The organism is Polymorphospora sp. A560 (assembly GCF_045781765.1).
Lineage (GTDB): Bacteria > Actinomycetota > Actinomycetes > Mycobacteriales > Micromonosporaceae > Polymorphospora > Polymorphospora lycopeni.
The window spans coordinates 1,219,459-1,234,603 of the sequence record NZ_CP122282.1 but is presented as its reverse complement, the minus strand read 5'-3'; the positions used below and the strand labels follow the sequence as shown (position 1 = coordinate 1,234,603).

The window sequence follows — 15,145 nt, the reverse complement described above, 5'->3', positions numbered from 1 at the left end:
ACCCGGCCCTCACGCATCTCTCTACGTCACCGGCCCCGCGTCACCGGAGCCCACCCTTTGGGCCGCCACCGACCCAGCAGCGTTAGACTCTACATCCGCCCAATCTCCTGCTTTTCGGACGTCACCCAGATTGCTGGAGGACGGTACTGGTCCCGCTTCTGCCATTTGTCATAGACCGAATACCAAGCGCCCCAGCCAAACCCGAGGCCGGCCCCCACAACAGTTCCGGCCGCAATACCTGCCCCGAGCCCCGTAGGACCCCCGAGGGAGAATCCGATCCCCCCCCCGAGAAAGACTCCGAGGCCCGTACCGATCGTGACGGTAGAACTTAGCTCGCTCCGTACGTCCGCCCAGTAGTCGTCCGGATCCAAGGTTCCTATCCCCTCGGGATACTTCGGCACGTACCGGAAGAAGATGCAGGCACCCTTGACTCGACACTGTAGAGCGCCGTCGACCGACGAGGGATCGCGCAGACAGTTCCCCCCATCGTTCCGGCAGTCGGCGTCGACGTGACACGCCTCAGGCACGTTGCAGTTGTACACCGCTGCGGCACCACGACCACGATTCTCGATGATGCACGAGCCCGGCGAGTTGCACTCGTAGATGACCTCCTCGACGTCCTTGCTCTGGCCGCGGATGGTGCAGGTCGTCGCGTGGTCACAACGGAATACCTGCGGCTTCCTCTCGGGGCGCCCACCGCTCGTCCCGGTTTTCTTGAGCACCCACCGGCCGTACTCGTAGACGAACCTCTCGCCGGTCTTGCGGTAGTGCTCCTCGTCGCCTTGGCGGCTGTCGGTGAGGAGCGGCTTCAGACCGTCCGGGTCGCTGAACGAGATCGGCGAGTTGTTGGCATAGGCATAGCCGTGCCACTGGATCGGATCGTCGTGGTCCTGCAGCGGGTCGACACTGATGAAGCGGCCGATCACCGGGTCGTACGCACGGGCCCCGAGTTGCACCAATCCCGTGTTGTCGATCGTGCCGCCGACGAAGCCTCGGTCGTTCGGCCAACCCGATGCGCTGCCGCGGGCCGCTCCGTACGGAGTCTGCCGTCGAGTGGTGACCGTGCCCGTGGCGGCGTCCACAGCCACCTGCGCGGTGCGCTGATGGTCCTCGACGAGCCAGGTCAGACCTGTCGTGGTGCGGGATGCGATGGCCTGACCGGCGTGGGTGTAGTAGCGGGTACAGGAGGTCTGATTGGTGGCGGTGCTGTAGCGGACGTCCTGGCCCGGCAGGTAGAGGGTGGTGCCGGCGGGGTCGCGGCGGATGAGCCGGTTGCCGTCGGCGTCGTAGAGGTAGCTGGTTTCGCCGGTGGAGTCGGTACTCGTCTCTAGGCGTCCCTCATGATCCCAGGTCAGGGTCTGGGTGCCGCCGGTGCCGGTAGGTCGGGTCAGCGTGTTGCCCGAATTGTCGTAGGTGTAGGAGCCGACCTGAGCACCGGCGGTGGAGGCCAGGGCATGGGGCCGCGCGGTTCCCGAAGCAGGGTAGGTGTAGGTGGTGACCTGGTCGCCGGAAGTAGTGTGGACGGTCTGACTGGTCCGGTTTCCGATGGCGTCGACCGTCCAGGAGTGCCAGTAGGGAGCGGGGCCGCCCAGCGCGGTCACCGAGCGGACGGCCGCACAGTCTCCACTGTTGGGGGTCCAGGCTTCCCGCAACTGCCGCAGGTGGTCGTACGCGAAGCACTGGGTGTCGTCGACTGGATCGGGGGCCTCGTCGGCGATCCTGGTGATGTTTCCGGCGTCGTCGTAGCTGTACTGCAGATCGGTCAGGACGACCGGGGTGACCGCGTCGCGGGTGGTCAGGAAATCGGTGATCCGTCCGGTTTCCAATTCCCGGTCGTAACCCCGCCAGACCCGGGCGCCGCTACCGGTGAACAGCTCGACGTTCTCGACCAGTCCCAGCGCGTTGTAGTCGGTGTCCACCACGTAGGTGCTGGTCGTGCTTCCCGAAACCCGGCTGAGCGTGGTGGGCAGTCCGAGCACGTCGTACCCATAGAGCAGGCTCTCCGCCGGAAGGTCGCTGTTGGTGTTGGGCAGCGTGACGGCGCCGAGACTGCCGTCGATGTTCCAGGTCTTCTCGTATATGTACGCGCCACCGATCCCGGGCTCCGTGGTTGGGATGTCGTACTTCACCCCGGTTTCCTGGTAGAGATCGGTGTAGCCGAGATACTCGATCTGGTAGGCGAGACCGTCGGTCTCACGGATACTCCGCGTGAGATGTCCCTTGGCTAGGGTGTCGTACTGCCATTCCGCCCGGAGCACCCCGCCGGTGCTGTTCTCGTGCACTCCGATTTTCCGGTTGAGTTGGTCGTACCGGTAGGCGAGCTTCCGGCCGCGGGCATCGGTGCTGGTGGTCATCCGGTCGGCGTTGTCGTAGGTGTAGACGGTGGTCCCACTGTCGGGATCGTCGACCTGGATCTGCCGCCCGCGGATGTCGTAGGTGTAGGTCCAGGAGTTGCCGGCGGCGTCGGTGAGTCCGGTCAGCTGGTTCTTGCGGTTGAAGGTGTAGGTGGTGGTGTCCCAGGATCCGTTGACGCCGGGGGTCGGGTTCGCGCCCTGGTAGCGGCGCAACTCCACCCGGTTGCCCCGGGCGTCGATGACCGTCGAGGTCGCGGTACCGCCTTGCGGCGGGGTGACATCCTCCCGGTCTCCACCATAGTGGACGGAGGTGCGCCACCGTTCGGCGTCGTACGGCTGGAAGATCGACGCGGTGTGGCGGCCGACGCCGTCGTACTCGACCCGTGTCTGGGTGTGGACGTGGGCGCCGTCGACCGCGCCGACCAGGGTGGTGCCTGGGCTACCGGTGGTGTGATAGGAGTCGTACTTGCGTACCTGCCGCCCGGCGGTGTCGTAAAACGTCTCGGTGATAAGCCGACCGCCCGACGGGGACGACGTCTGGGTCTGCCGCGCCCGCAACAGGCCGTCGAACAGCTCGTAGCTGGTGACATAATCGCCCTGGGCATTGAGCTTCGAGGTGGCGACCACGGTGGGCGCGTTGTTGCGGACAGTGTAGGCAAAGGTCATGTTTGCCGACTGGGTGGCCTTGTCCCGGTTGGGCAGCCATGTCGCGGTGATCCGGCCGAGCCCGTCGTACGTCAGATCCGTCCGCTTGCCGTTCGGGTCTAGGATGCTGCTCTCCACACCCCAGGCCGGGACAAGGGTCTTGGTGGTCTCGTGATTCCTCGGGTTCTTGACGGTCACCTGGGTGGCCAGCCCGCCCGACGCCGGCGTGTAGGTGGTGGTCGTCAGGTAGTTCATGGCGTCCCAGTTCGACGTGGCCCGGCCGTGGCTGTCGTACCCGATCCGGGCTTTGGTCACGAAGGCGGGAGTGCCGGCATTCCACGCCGACATCACGTCGGTTCGGGTCGGCAGACCACGAACCTCGCTGTTGATTGCCGGTAGCGTCCCATAGGCCGCGTTGTCGTAGAAGGTGCGGGTTTCACCGATGACGTCGGCGTCGGTCAGGGTTCCGCCGCTGCTGGAGCACGCCACGGCGAAGTCGCGGGTGCGCAGGATACGGTCCATGAGCCAGTTGTCGTCGTGGCGGATGTAGTCGGTTTTGGTGCACCGTTCGTCGCCACCGGTGCCCTCCACACCGAAGTCGTCCACCTGGGTCGGCATGCCGAGGGTGTCGTAACTGGTGGTTGTCCGGGTGACCCGCTCGCCCCGGCCACCGTCCAGCGTGGTGTAGTTCCGGCTGGTTCCGACGCGGACGTACCGTGCGGTCACGGTGTCGCCGTTGACCGTTCGGGTGGCGGTCGCCGCCGACGCCCAGGGATCACTGACCTCGCGGGAGACGACCGCGCCGTCCGGCCCATTGAAGACCTTGACCTCGCGGGTCATGCCCGAGTACCAGTCCTCGTCGGCGATACCGTCCACGCTGACACTCTTCGTGCCACCGGCTGGGGCGGCACGGTCCCCGTGCATGCCCCGGAAGTACCGGGTTTCGGTGTAGGTCTGCTCACCGGGATCACCGACGGTAACCCCGACCCGGCCGTAGCCGCGGAACACCGACCACGTCTTCTCACCTTTGTCGACAAGCCCGTCGTCATCGGTGTAACGCCAGGCGGCGCCGTCGTGATAGCTGTACGAGTACACCGTCCGCGGGCTGCCGAACGGTGGCGCCCCGCCGGTGTGGTCGATTTCGTAGATCCGGGTGACGACGTACTTGTGGAACCAGTCGGTCACCGCTGATGGATAGCCTTCCGGCGTCCAGATCGCCGGATAACACCGCTTGGTATTGGTCTGCACTGTGGGAGTGCTACCGGCAACGCAGTCCGGTCCGGAGTAGGTGACGTTGATCGTGCCGCCGGTCTCGTTGCGGATCCGGGCGATCCGCCACCAGTTCATCGCCGCCGCGAAGTCGATGGTGTCGACCCGGTTCGGCAACTGGACCCCGGTGAACTCGACGTCCGGAAGCGTCGTCGTGTTCCCGACCAAGCCCTCGTGGGAGATCTTTTCCAGCCATAGCCCGGCGCGCGTGGTGTCGCCTGGGTCCGGGAATCCGTGGGTGAGCCGCCACCGCTCGACGTTACTGAACCCACTCCCGTCGCGAACCTGCGTGGTGACCTGCCCCAGCCGCTTGCTGGACCAGAAGGTCGGGCTGAACTTGTCCACGCAGGTCGAGCCGGTGCATTCCATGTCCCACGGGGTGTCCGGCCAGTGCAACTCGTCCTTGGTGGCACATCCGCTCAGGCACCGGTCCGTTACGGTGAAGACCACCCTTGCCGACGCACCGTCGTCCAGTGCCGAATCACGGCCGGAGACCTGCCGGGTGCCATAGTCGATCCGGGTCAGGTAGCCGCCACGGTCGTAGGAGACCGCGTCGCCCGCAGTCCTGTTCCGGCCGTACTTGTTCGTCTCCTTCGTATACCAGAACGACATCGAGTCACCGTTGAGGTTGACGACGTGCTCCAGGTTCCATCGCCACGTTCGGGAGCAGGAGGAATCCGCGAACGAGGACTGCCGGCACGGTTCACCGACGTCGTTGCCGAACACGGGGGCGTTCCACGCCGAGTTCGTGACCGGGTCGCCGGAGGTCCAACCCGGCAACCGGTTGGAGCCGAATCGATACTGCGTACCGTCGGTGGTGGTGAGAACCCAGTACTCGCCCTGCTGGTCACCGTTGGCCGCGCCGGTGTGCCGGACGATCCGGGACCCGTCGTCGGTGCGTAGGCGCCACCTGCCCTCGGTCGCGTTGTAGAGCAGCTCGCCGGAGAAGCCGTCGAGATGGAGCGTGGCGTTGTCGGTTTCCCAGCACAGGTCGTAGGTCTTGGTGGTGTTGTTCCCCCCGGTGTCCTTGGCGCACGAGCGATACCGCCGCTCGATGTAGCCGCCCGGCCAGAACTCGAACCCTTCCCCGACCCAGGACGGTTGGTTGTTCGACGCCGCGTGCCGTCCGTCCACGGACTGTGACGAGTAGCCGAACGCGAGGTCCGGCTCCAATTCACCTGGGGTCGGCGGCACCCGCATCGGGTACGACCAGGTGAGGGAACCGGTGTTGCCCCCGACCGACCAGGTCGACGACGGCTGCAGCGGGGACGCCGAGTAGTCACCGGCAGGACCGGAGGAGTCTGCCATCACCGCCACCAGCGTGCCGGCGGCATCCAGCGGCAGTTCGGCGGAGAGCGTCCGGGCAGCCAGATCGTTACGGGAGCCCAGCGACGTCCCGGCACAGTCGCGCCGCCCCGGGGTGGTCAAGGCGCACTCCGGCAATGCCATCAACCGCAACCTGGTGGCCCAGTCCGCACCGTACGTGGTGGCGAACGACGAATAGTCGACCGCCAATCGCACCTCGGTCCGCCGGAGGGCGGCACCGGCCTCGGCACCCGGGTCGGCCGGCCCGACCCGGAGCAGAACTCCTCGGATCCCCGCCCGCTCGGTGGCCTTCCGGTCCAGAGTCTCCACCCGCACCTGCCGCGGGGGCGTCGTGCCGGACCTGGCGCCTGCCACCTGTACCGGCAGGCCGCCAACCCTCGTCGACGCGACCGCCGTGCCGGTGCCCAACTCGGCTACAGCCGTCGCGGCTGACGGCCAGACCGGAGCCGGTTTCTCGCTCGCACGCCGCATCCGCGTGGCCGGTTCCGGGATGGCGGTCGCGACTTCCTTGACCGGCACCGTCGGCACCGGCCGGGCCTGGGGTCTCACCGACACGTCGTTTGGCCGAGCCGACGCCGGGGCCTGCAACAGGGTCGTCGCGAGGACGGCCACGGCGAGGCCCGACACCGTGGCACGAAGACGGTGGCGCCGCCGGGCCGCGGGTGGCAGCAGATGGAGCCGGGTTGTTGCCTTCACCGGTGATACCTCCGGGGCCGAGGGGGTTCGGAAGGATGGGCGGTCGGGTGGGCGGAATTCCCGTTGGCGGTGCGCCGGGCCGGTCCGAGGTCCGGCCCGGCGCACCGGTCGGCGCTAGGAAGTGGGTTCGATCCGCAGCCCGGTTCCGGGATGGAGCACCGGCTGCCGGTACGTGTACCGCGTGGCAGCGGTACCGTCCGCGTTGTCGATACCGATCGTGGAGGCACCGCCCTGCTCGATGTTGGTGCCGTCGTTGTCGGTGTAGGCGAAGGTGTAGCCCCCCGACTCGTCGATGATCACCTCGAAGGAGATCCTGGTCGTGGGATCCTCATACGATCGGACATTGCGCCACTCGACGATGAACCGACGGTTCGGTGTGCTACCGAGGGTGGCTGTCCTGATGCTGGCATCAGCGTCGACGATCCAGTCGTGCCACATCGGGTAGATCGCCGCCTTCGGCAGACGTGAATCCGACGATGATGGGATCGGCCAGGCGTCCGGCGACGAGGCCACCGGTTCGACGAAGGTGAGCAGACCGTTGATGTCGACCCAGGCGGTGGTGTAGGTCTGCCCGTAGTGGGTGACCGGGAACGGCAGGGTGATGGAGGTGTATGCGTCATCACCCGTCAGTGACAGCACGGTGCTGTTGGCCGGGATGAAGCTGACCGGCTGTTCGACGACTGTGTGACCGGTACCGGCCAAAGTGGCGTCACGCGCGAAGTTCACCACGCTCGTGGTGTTCGTCCCGACAGTCACCGGCGTCACCGCCGATCCGGTGCAGGCGCCGGTGCCGAGGGTGGCGATCACCGCGTACGTCCCGGCGGGCACGTCGTCGAACTCGTACCCACCGCCGGCGGTCGTTGTGACACTCTGTCCGGCCATGGCCACCGTGGCGCCGGTCACCGGCGTTCCCTGGCAGGTAACCGTACCGGTCACGGTGCCGCTGCCCGGCGGGTTGGGCTTGTAGAAGATGCCTTGTCCGGAGGTCAGCACCGCCTCCTTGTGCGAATGCTGGAAAGCGATGGTCCCCGAACCGTTCTCGATGCCGACCGTGGCCTGCGAACCCCGCTCCCGCAGGTGCGAGGGGTTGATGTCGGCGTAGGTGAACGTGACGTCGCCGTTCTCGTCGAAGACCGCCGAGAATGAGGCCCGGGCCGAGGTGTCACCGTAGAGGTGCACGTTGCGCCACTCGACCACCCACTTCCGGTTCGGCGCGGTGCCGCTGGTCCCGGTGGCGATCCGGGCCGCAGAGTCGACGATCCAGTCGTTCCAGTGCACGTAGACGGCGGCGTTGGGCCTGCCCTCCGACGGCGGTGACGGGATCGGGGTGGAGTTCGCCCAGATCCAACCGTGGAAGGCCGGGTTCCGGAAGGTCATCACACCGTTGGCGCTGATCCAGGCCGAGGTGTACGACTCGCCGTAGAGCTTGATCGGGAACGGTGGGTTCTTCTGCCAAACCTCGTCGTCGCCGCTCCACGCCTCGACCACGTTGCCGGCGACGAAGCTCTGCGGCCCGGTCGTGCAGCCGTAGCCGAACTCGTCACCGTCGATCATCACCGACAGATCGATACGGACCGCGGCAGCGCCGGCGTGGTTGAACGCCTCCCGGGCGTACTGGCCGGCACATCGGTCGTCACCCGTTTCGGCGGTGACCACATACTCACCGATCGGCACACCGGTGAACTCGTAGCTGCCGTCCCCGGTGGTGGTCGTGGTCGCCCCGGAGGGTGTCAAGGTAACCGTACGGCCGGCGACGGGATCACCGGTGACCGCGGTCGTCAACGTGCCGCTGACCGTACCCGCCGTGTTCGGGGTGTACACGATTGAACCGTTGCTCGGCACGACCGCGGTCTGGAAGGAGTACAGGGCGGCGACCTCAGCCCGCTCCGTGCTCTCCAACCCGACCGTGGCTCCCCCGCCCTGTTGGACCGGGGTGGTCAGGGTGCCATAGTGGAAGCCGATCCGCCCGTCCTCGTGCAGTACCAGCTCGAAGGTCAGCCTGTTGTTCGGCGCGGCGACACTCTGCATGAGTACGTTGCGCCACTCAACCACAAACCGCCGATCGGGCGCGGAGCCCAGCAGCTCGGTGCGGACGCTGGCCGAGGAGTCCACGTTCAGGTCGTCCCAGAACGGGGCGATGACACCATTCGGGATCGCCGCGGTCGGCATCGTCGGGTTGACCCAGATCTGGTTCACATCACCCGGCTCGGCGCCGAAGTTGATCAGACCATTGGTGTGCAGCCAGGCTGTGGAGTAGGGGCGACCGTGGTAGGTGAAGGAGAATGGCAGCGAAAGGTTCCTCCAGGCATCATCCCCGGTCAACGCCACCACGTTCGACGCGGCCACATACCCGGACGAGCCAACCGTGCAGGCGTACCCCATCGTCCCGTAGTCCGGCCCCAGTCGGAGCGTGACTGTGCGGTCATCATCCAGTTCCACCTGGTCGGAAGCGACCCGGCCACAGCGGGCACCGACCCGGGCCGAAACCGTGTAGCTGTCCGCCACCAGATCATCGAAGCTGTACGCTCCACCCGGACCGGTCGTCGTCGACAATCCTCGCGGATCGAGCGTCACCGTCGCCCCGACCACCGGATTGTCGTTCTCGTCCCGCAGCACCCCGGACAGGTCGTGCAACTCCAGCGTGCCGTCCTCCTGCGGGTGAACGAAGGTGATCGCCTCCCCACTGGTCAGCACCGGCTCGCTCACCGAGTACGCCAGGCCGACCTCGCCGTCGGGCGCCTCAATACCCACCGCCGCGTACTCACCCCGCAGCGGGTCGCTGGTCAACCCCGCGTAGTTGGTGACGACCGTGCCGTCCGGGGCGAGGATCACCTCGAAGGAGAGCCGCTGGGCCGTGTTGCCCTTGCGGTGCACGTTGCGCCACTCGACAATGAACCGTTCAGCCGCCCCTGACCCCGTGGCCGCTGTCCGTACGCTCGCCGCGCCGTCCACGACCAGGTCGTCCCAGAAGGGCGCGATCAGCGCATTCGGAGCTGCTGGAAGTGGCCAGGTCCCACCGGTGTTCGGGTGGGAGCCGGCCGGGTCGATGAACGAGAGGTAGCCGTTGGTGTCCACCCAGCCCGACAGGTACGCCTGACCGTAGAAGGGGAAGGCGAACGGCAGCTGCACCTCGGTCACGGCGTCGTCACCGGACAGCGTCAGCACCGTCTCGTTCGCACTGGTGAACGACCTCGTTTCCAGGGCACAGGTGTAACCCGAGTCGTCCATGTACGGAGTGAGGTAGAGATCCCGCCACCGCGGCGAACCGGCGGTGATCGTGATCGTGGCGCTGGCCGTCAGACCGCAGCGGTCGCCATAACTGGCCACGAGGGTGTATGTGCCCGGCGCCATACCCGTGAAGGAGTAGGCTCCGGACGCGTCGCTGGTCGTCTGGTATCCACCCGGCTCCAGCGTCACCACCGCACCCACCAGCGGGGTGAAGTCCGCGTCGTTCATCACCATGCCGCTGAGGCTGGTCGCTGCGGTCACCGTGAAGGACGCCTGGGCGAGGCCGCTCAGGCGGTTTCCGTCGTCGACGGCAACGGCGAAGAGTGAGCGCTCGCCGGTCACGCTACCCGCATTGATCGCTACCGTCGCCGTGCCACCGGGTCCGGTTGCGGCGACCTCGGTGTCCACACCCGCGCTTCCCACGCTGTAGCGGAACTTCGTGACGTTGGTATCCCCACCCGCGTCGAAAGTGGCTGTGAGCTGACCACCGGCGTTCGCCTCCGTGCCGTTGGGAACGAAATCACTGCCGGGAGCGGCACCGCCAACTCGGCAAGCTTGGCAGCAGTCTCCGCGAAGTTGTAGATCCGCACGTCGTCGATGGCGCCGGCAAAGAACCCGTCGTCTCCACCGGCCCATTTCCGCTTGCCGACCGTCACATTGGCGACCGCGTTGAAACCGCCGCTCAACGTCGCGCTCGCCGTTTGCGCAACCCCGTTCACATAGAGTCGCATGGTGTTCGTCGACGCGTCGAAGACCACGGCCAGATGGGTCCACTTACCTGCGGTCGGCGCGGCATTCGACAACACCGTGAACAGCGTCGGACTGTCCGCATCCGTGCCTGCCATGGTGAACCGCCATCGATTGTCCGGGCCCGAATAGCCCAGCGTGTAGGCAAACGCCCGCGTCCCGTTGGCAGAAACGATCGTCCGCTGTCCCGTCACCCCGCTGGTCGAATCGAGCCGGACCCGCGCCGCCACCGTGAAACTGGAATCCGTCCGCATCGCCGTCGACACGTTCGTATCCGGATGCGGGTAGTGGACGGGACCGCTCAAGGCGCCGTGGCCCGAGGTACCGTTCACCGACAACGCGCTGCCGACCCCTGACCGGCCGGTTGTCCGGGACGCATCACCGGCCAGAGACAGATCATTACCATGCTGCGTCACGTCGGTGGCGCTTCCGCTCGCCTCGTCGAACGTCCAGTGGGCCGCCGGACCTGCGCCGGCCCGCACGACGAACGTATACGTCCTTGGCGTCGCCGAATACCGCCCGGCGTGGTCCTTCGACCAAACCCGCAGGGTCTGGATCCCGTCGCGAACCGGCTTCACCGTGATCGTCGCCCCGTTGTCCCCGCTGCGAGCCGCCACCGTAGCGGCGCCCAGGTAAACCCCGGAGTCCAGCGTCCAGGCGTATTCCTTCACCTCGTACGAGCGCACAGTCGGCGCGGTGATCTCGAAGGTACCCGCGATACCCACACTCCCGTGCGGCGTGGCACCTGTCGGGTAGTCGGTCGAGGTGACATTGGACGGAGTTGCCGGGGGTGTGGCATCGACTGTGAACTCGCAGGTGCCCGACCAGTCCCCATAGTGCGTCCCGTCATAGGTCCGCGACTGCCAGACGTACGTCCCACCGTCGACCAGTCGGCCGGCCGGTATGGCGTGCGACACGATGGCGGTGTTGCCCGAGGCCTGCGAGACCCGGTCGGTGTCATTCCGCGAGCTGCCAAGAGGCCACCAGTGGAACCAGGTGGTCAGAGACTGCTGACCGGAGTCCGGGTCCGACTGCCGAGCCGCAAGGGTCGGTGTCAAGGTCAGAACGTACGGCCGGGAGCTACCGGTCGCGCAGGCCTTGCCGTCAGAGAGGCGGTCCGCCGGGGCGGCCGGCAGGGTGTTGTATGTGATGGCCAACTTGGGCGAGGAGTGGTTGAACCGCTTCCACTGGTTCTTGGTGCTCTCGTCGACTGCCCGCAGACCGACGGTCATGGTCGACTGCTTTTCCACCTCCGCGACCTTCTTGACCATCGACGTGACGTTGAACTCGATGGTGCCCGCTCCCGAGCAGCCATGGATGGCTCCCACCTTGCGGTTCGCGGCTGTCTGTGCGGTGTAACTACCGTTCCAGGTCGGCTGATTGTTCCATGTGGTACTCGCCGAGATCGCGCCTGTCAGCCACAGCTTCGCGTTCGACTTCGGGCTGCATGTCCACGAATGACGCTGTTCGATCCGGAAGGTGGCGGCCTGAATGATCTTTCCCTTGACTCCGGAGACATCCATCCGGAAGAACGACCGGATGATGTATTCCCCGCAGCCCGTACAGTCCGCAGTCCGCCCCGCGCCGGCCGAGCCGTTGGTCGAGCCGTTACTCAACGCGGTGGCGTTCTTCCAAAACGAACTGGTCTTGTACTTGCTCCACACCGTCGTCCACGAACTGCCGGAGATGTTCCCCGTCCACGCTGGGTCGATGTAGATCGGAAACTTTGCCGTGGGGCTGGTCAGCAGCCCCTTGTCCGGCACGATGGTCAGACTGTCCGAGCCGACCCGCACCGGCATCACCGCGCGCCGCGCCCCCTCTGCCGGCTCCCGTGCGGCCAAATCCGCCGTGTTGGCCTCTGCGTCCTTGCGTGACGTCGGCGTGCCCGGGTCCTTCTTTCCCGTCGGTTTTCCCGCACCGAGCGGCGAGTCCGGTTTGGACTGGTCACCGGGCAGGTCCGCGTCGACGGAGGAGTCCCACATCAACGGCGCCGGAGCCGTAAAGACTGCCGCTCCCCGGTCGTCATGCGCTACTAGCGTCCCGCCGTCACCCTCCCTGACGGTGACCCCCTTGACCGACATCCCGAACCGAATCTCAGACAGCCGGGGATTCTTGGCAGCCTCGGGCGTCCGTACCACGAGCACCTCCGAGAAGCCCAACGCGTGCGCGCTGACTCGCAGATCCGTGTCCGGCAGTACCTCCCGGTACATTGCGGTGTCCCCGATCAGTTCCGGCTTTGGCAGCGGATCCGGCCAGGACATCGCCAGTTCCCGATCGCCGTCGACGACTCGAGCCAGTGGGCCGTCGCCGCCTGGTGAGAGGAAGACCGGCAACACCGAGGCCTTCGGTGCAATTCCCGCTGGCGTGATCTTCAACGTGGTGTTCACCGGTTCCCATGAAGACCCGCGGCGTACCCGCACCGGCGCCAAGCTCTCCTCCAACGTCCGTGAACCGTCCGGGTTCAGGAACGTCTGCGACACCTCGGTCCGCTCGGCGAGAATCTCCACCGGCCCCTGGCAAATCGCTACCATTGCCTCGGCATTGCGGACATCCGGCTGCTCGTCGACACAGGCCGGCGATGCCGGTGCCGCTGGCTCGGCGCTGACGGGAGATGCCACCAGCAAGGCGGCAACCATCAGCAGCGCGGTCAGGCCCGCCGAGCGGGTACGCCGACGGGACCCCCGCCGCGCAGTCCGGCCACGGTTCACTAAGGCGGTCAACATCGATGGCCTCCGAGAGTTATGCCTTGGTGGGCAAGGTCGTCAGTTGCGGACGGCGCTTGAGGTAGGCGCCCTCGGCGCGTAGCGGCTATGGAATGGACTGCATGTGTCGTCCGACAACTGGCCTATCGGACCGAGGTCAGCTGTACTCGAAACTCGCAGGTGACCGACCAGCTTCCGTAAGCGGAGCCGTCATGGGTGCGCGCCTGCCAGACATAGATCTGTCCGTCGGTCAACCTTCCCACCGGTATCTGCGCAGAGACGATCGACGGGTTTCCCGAAGCCTGCGCAAGCTTGTCCGTCTCGTTGCGGGATCCACTCGCCAGCCACCAGTAGAACCATGTGGTCAACTCTTGTTGCCCGACGTCAGGGTCCGACTGGGTCCCGGCCAGTACCGGTCGCAGGGTCGCCAGCGTCGGTCGCGCCGTGCCGGTGCCACACACCTGGCCATGCGACAGGAGATCGACGGGGGCAACGGGGGCGGTGTTGGATGTGACCGCGACCCGGGCGGTGGCTGCAGCCGGAGCGAGTCCCGCCGCCATCAGGACAGCCAGCGTCAGCACGGCTACCACCACCAGCCCGTTGCTCACGTCAAGCGGCGTCCGGAGCCGGACACGGACACCGTAGACAGACACCTAAACCCCCGAGGTAATCGGATCATCACAGAGCGTAAAAGATATCGATGGACTTGGCTGACAGTCAAGACCATGAACAGGATGTTGACCACTTGGCCCCACGAAGGTCACCCATCCACCAGGGCACCTACCTGGACGACGCACTACCACCTCATCGTCAGCATCGGCCGGAACCGCAACACTCACGGCAGCCGTATCGAGCAAGATCCGCGAGCCCTCGCCGCCAGGAATCTGTCTAGGTTGCGCCGTCTGAGCTCGGCGGACCTCTCGCTGACCGCACGATCGGTCCGGTTTTCAGGACTCGGATTCGACCGAGGCCGCAGTACTGGACCGGGCGTCACAGGCCGGCCTCGACTCTGGCGCCCGTACGGACGGCTGATCAGCACACGCGGCTACGACTGGACGCACAGTCAGCGGCCATCCTCCAGCCACACCTCGAAGCCCTCGGCACGCAGATGCGCCAGGGCATCCCCACGCAGCCACACCGACGTGTCCATCATGGGCACCACGCGAACAGCTCAGGCCTCGGCCAGCACCGACCATCGGATCCAGCCGACCGTGGCATTCGGGTCCGCGCCGTCGGCCAGCGCCTGTCCGACAGCCGCCTCGTCACCGCCCCGCACCGCCTCGACCAGGCGCTGCTCGGCATCGGGGTTCATCGGTCGTCACCTGTCGGTTCGGTGAACGCTCGTAGGCGTAGCCGTGCCGCGACGTTGTCGGCGAACCAGGCGAAGAACTCGCGGTTCGAGTCGAGGCCCGCGCGGACCGTGTCACACCAGTCCGGCCGGTCGAGCACCTCCAGGTACTGCCGCACGATGCGGTCACGCTGTTCGGTGGTGCACCCACATCGCTGCGGAGCCTTGCCCGCCAGATGGTCGGCGATGACCGCCGCATCGGCGTACCTGCGAACGGTCGGCGCCTGCCGGGGCGGTCCTGAGCCAGGCCCGCGCCGCATCCCCCTGTCGTAGGTCGATGTGCAGCGTCGCGGCAAGCAGGGCAAGCCACCCGCCGGTGACAAGCAGTTGACGACGATGGGTGAGGGTCATCCGGGCGTCAACGAGAGCGCTGACGTACGCCAGGTGCCGCCGTACCTGTGGCAGCAGCTCCTTGGGCAGCGTCCGGGCGTAGGCCATGGCCATCTGATCGGCGACCTGTTCGAGCCGGCCGAGGGTGCTGTCGCTGACGTCGCTCGCCTCGATCCGGCGCGCCAGCTCGATCGCCGCCATCTCGGCGTCCTGGCCATCGATCGTCGCCGCCGGTTCGGTGAGGAGGGCTGCTACGCCGTCGAGGCCGACGCCTCGAGCCGCAGCGACTACCGCCTCGTCAAGTAGCGTCTGCAACTCGTCGGCCGTGACGTTCAGGGCGGCGGCGAGCGCCGGCCTGATCCACGGCTGCGGCTCGGTGGCTCCACTCTCCCACCGCACGACCGTGGACCGCTCGACCATCAACCGCTCGGCAAGCTTCTCCTGACTCAAGCCGGCTGCCTTACGGCGTTGAGCGAACCGGACCCGCTTGCTGCCCATCG

Annotated in this window: 7 protein-coding genes; all 7 read right to left on the bottom strand. The window is 66.7% G+C overall.

Annotated features, from left to right (window positions below):
• Positions 1 to 89 precede the first annotated feature (89 nt).
• Entirely contained in the window at positions 90 to 5,903 is a 5,814-nt protein-coding gene (locus QCD66_RS05745; protein ID WP_357517088.1) for an RHS repeat-associated core domain-containing protein, read from the bottom strand.
• 501 nt (positions 5,904 to 6,404) lie between these two features.
• On the bottom strand, positions 6,405 to 9,746 hold the full coding sequence (locus tag QCD66_RS05740) for a carboxypeptidase-like regulatory domain-containing protein (RefSeq protein WP_407567236.1): 3,342 nt from the start codon (positions 9,744 to 9,746) through the stop codon (positions 6,405 to 6,407).
• A 131-nt stretch (positions 9,747 to 9,877) separates the two neighbouring features.
• A complete protein-coding gene (locus QCD66_RS05735) occupies positions 9,878 to 12,988 on the bottom strand; it encodes a LamG-like jellyroll fold domain-containing protein (protein ID WP_375735268.1) in 3,111 nt (1,036 codons plus the stop codon).
• A gap of 122 nt (positions 12,989 to 13,110) precedes the next feature.
• Positions 13,111 to 13,575 (bottom strand): hypothetical protein, encoded by a 465-nt coding sequence (locus QCD66_RS05730; protein WP_357517084.1) that lies wholly within the window; start codon positions 13,573 to 13,575, stop codon positions 13,111 to 13,113.
• Between the two features lie 563 nt (positions 13,576 to 14,138).
• Positions 14,139 to 14,279, bottom strand: coding sequence for a hypothetical protein (locus tag QCD66_RS05725; RefSeq protein ID WP_375735269.1), 141 nt, complete (start codon positions 14,277 to 14,279; stop codon positions 14,139 to 14,141).
• Positions 14,276 to 14,434: a hypothetical protein gene (locus QCD66_RS05720; RefSeq protein WP_375735270.1), complete on the bottom strand. Its 159-nt coding sequence runs from the start codon at positions 14,432 to 14,434 to the stop codon at positions 14,276 to 14,278. Before QCD66_RS05720 ends, QCD66_RS05725 begins: the two co-directional genes overlap by 4 nt.
• A 7-nt stretch (positions 14,435 to 14,441) precedes the next feature.
• Positions 14,442 to 15,143, bottom strand: coding sequence for a helix-turn-helix transcriptional regulator (locus QCD66_RS05715; protein ID WP_375735271.1), 702 nt, complete (start codon positions 15,141 to 15,143; stop codon positions 14,442 to 14,444).
• Positions 15,144 to 15,145: the final 2 nt, after the last annotated feature.

What these genes read in the sequence shown, in the direction of transcription:
- QCD66_RS05715 (WP_375735271.1), bottom strand. Translation starts at nt 15,143, where the DNA reads ATGGGCAGCAAGCGGGTCCGGTTCGCTCAACGCCGTAAGGCAGCCGGC.
- QCD66_RS05740 (WP_407567236.1), bottom strand. Translation starts at nt 9,746, where the DNA reads ATGAACGACGCGGACTTCACCCCGCTGGTGGGTGCGGTGGTGACGCTG.
- QCD66_RS05725 (WP_375735269.1), bottom strand. Translation starts at nt 14,279, where the DNA reads ATGAACCCCGATGCCGAGCAGCGCCTGGTCGAGGCGGTGCGGGGCGGT.
- QCD66_RS05735 (WP_375735268.1), bottom strand. Translation starts at nt 12,988, where the DNA reads ATGTTGACCGCCTTAGTGAACCGTGGCCGGACTGCGCGGCGGGGGTCC.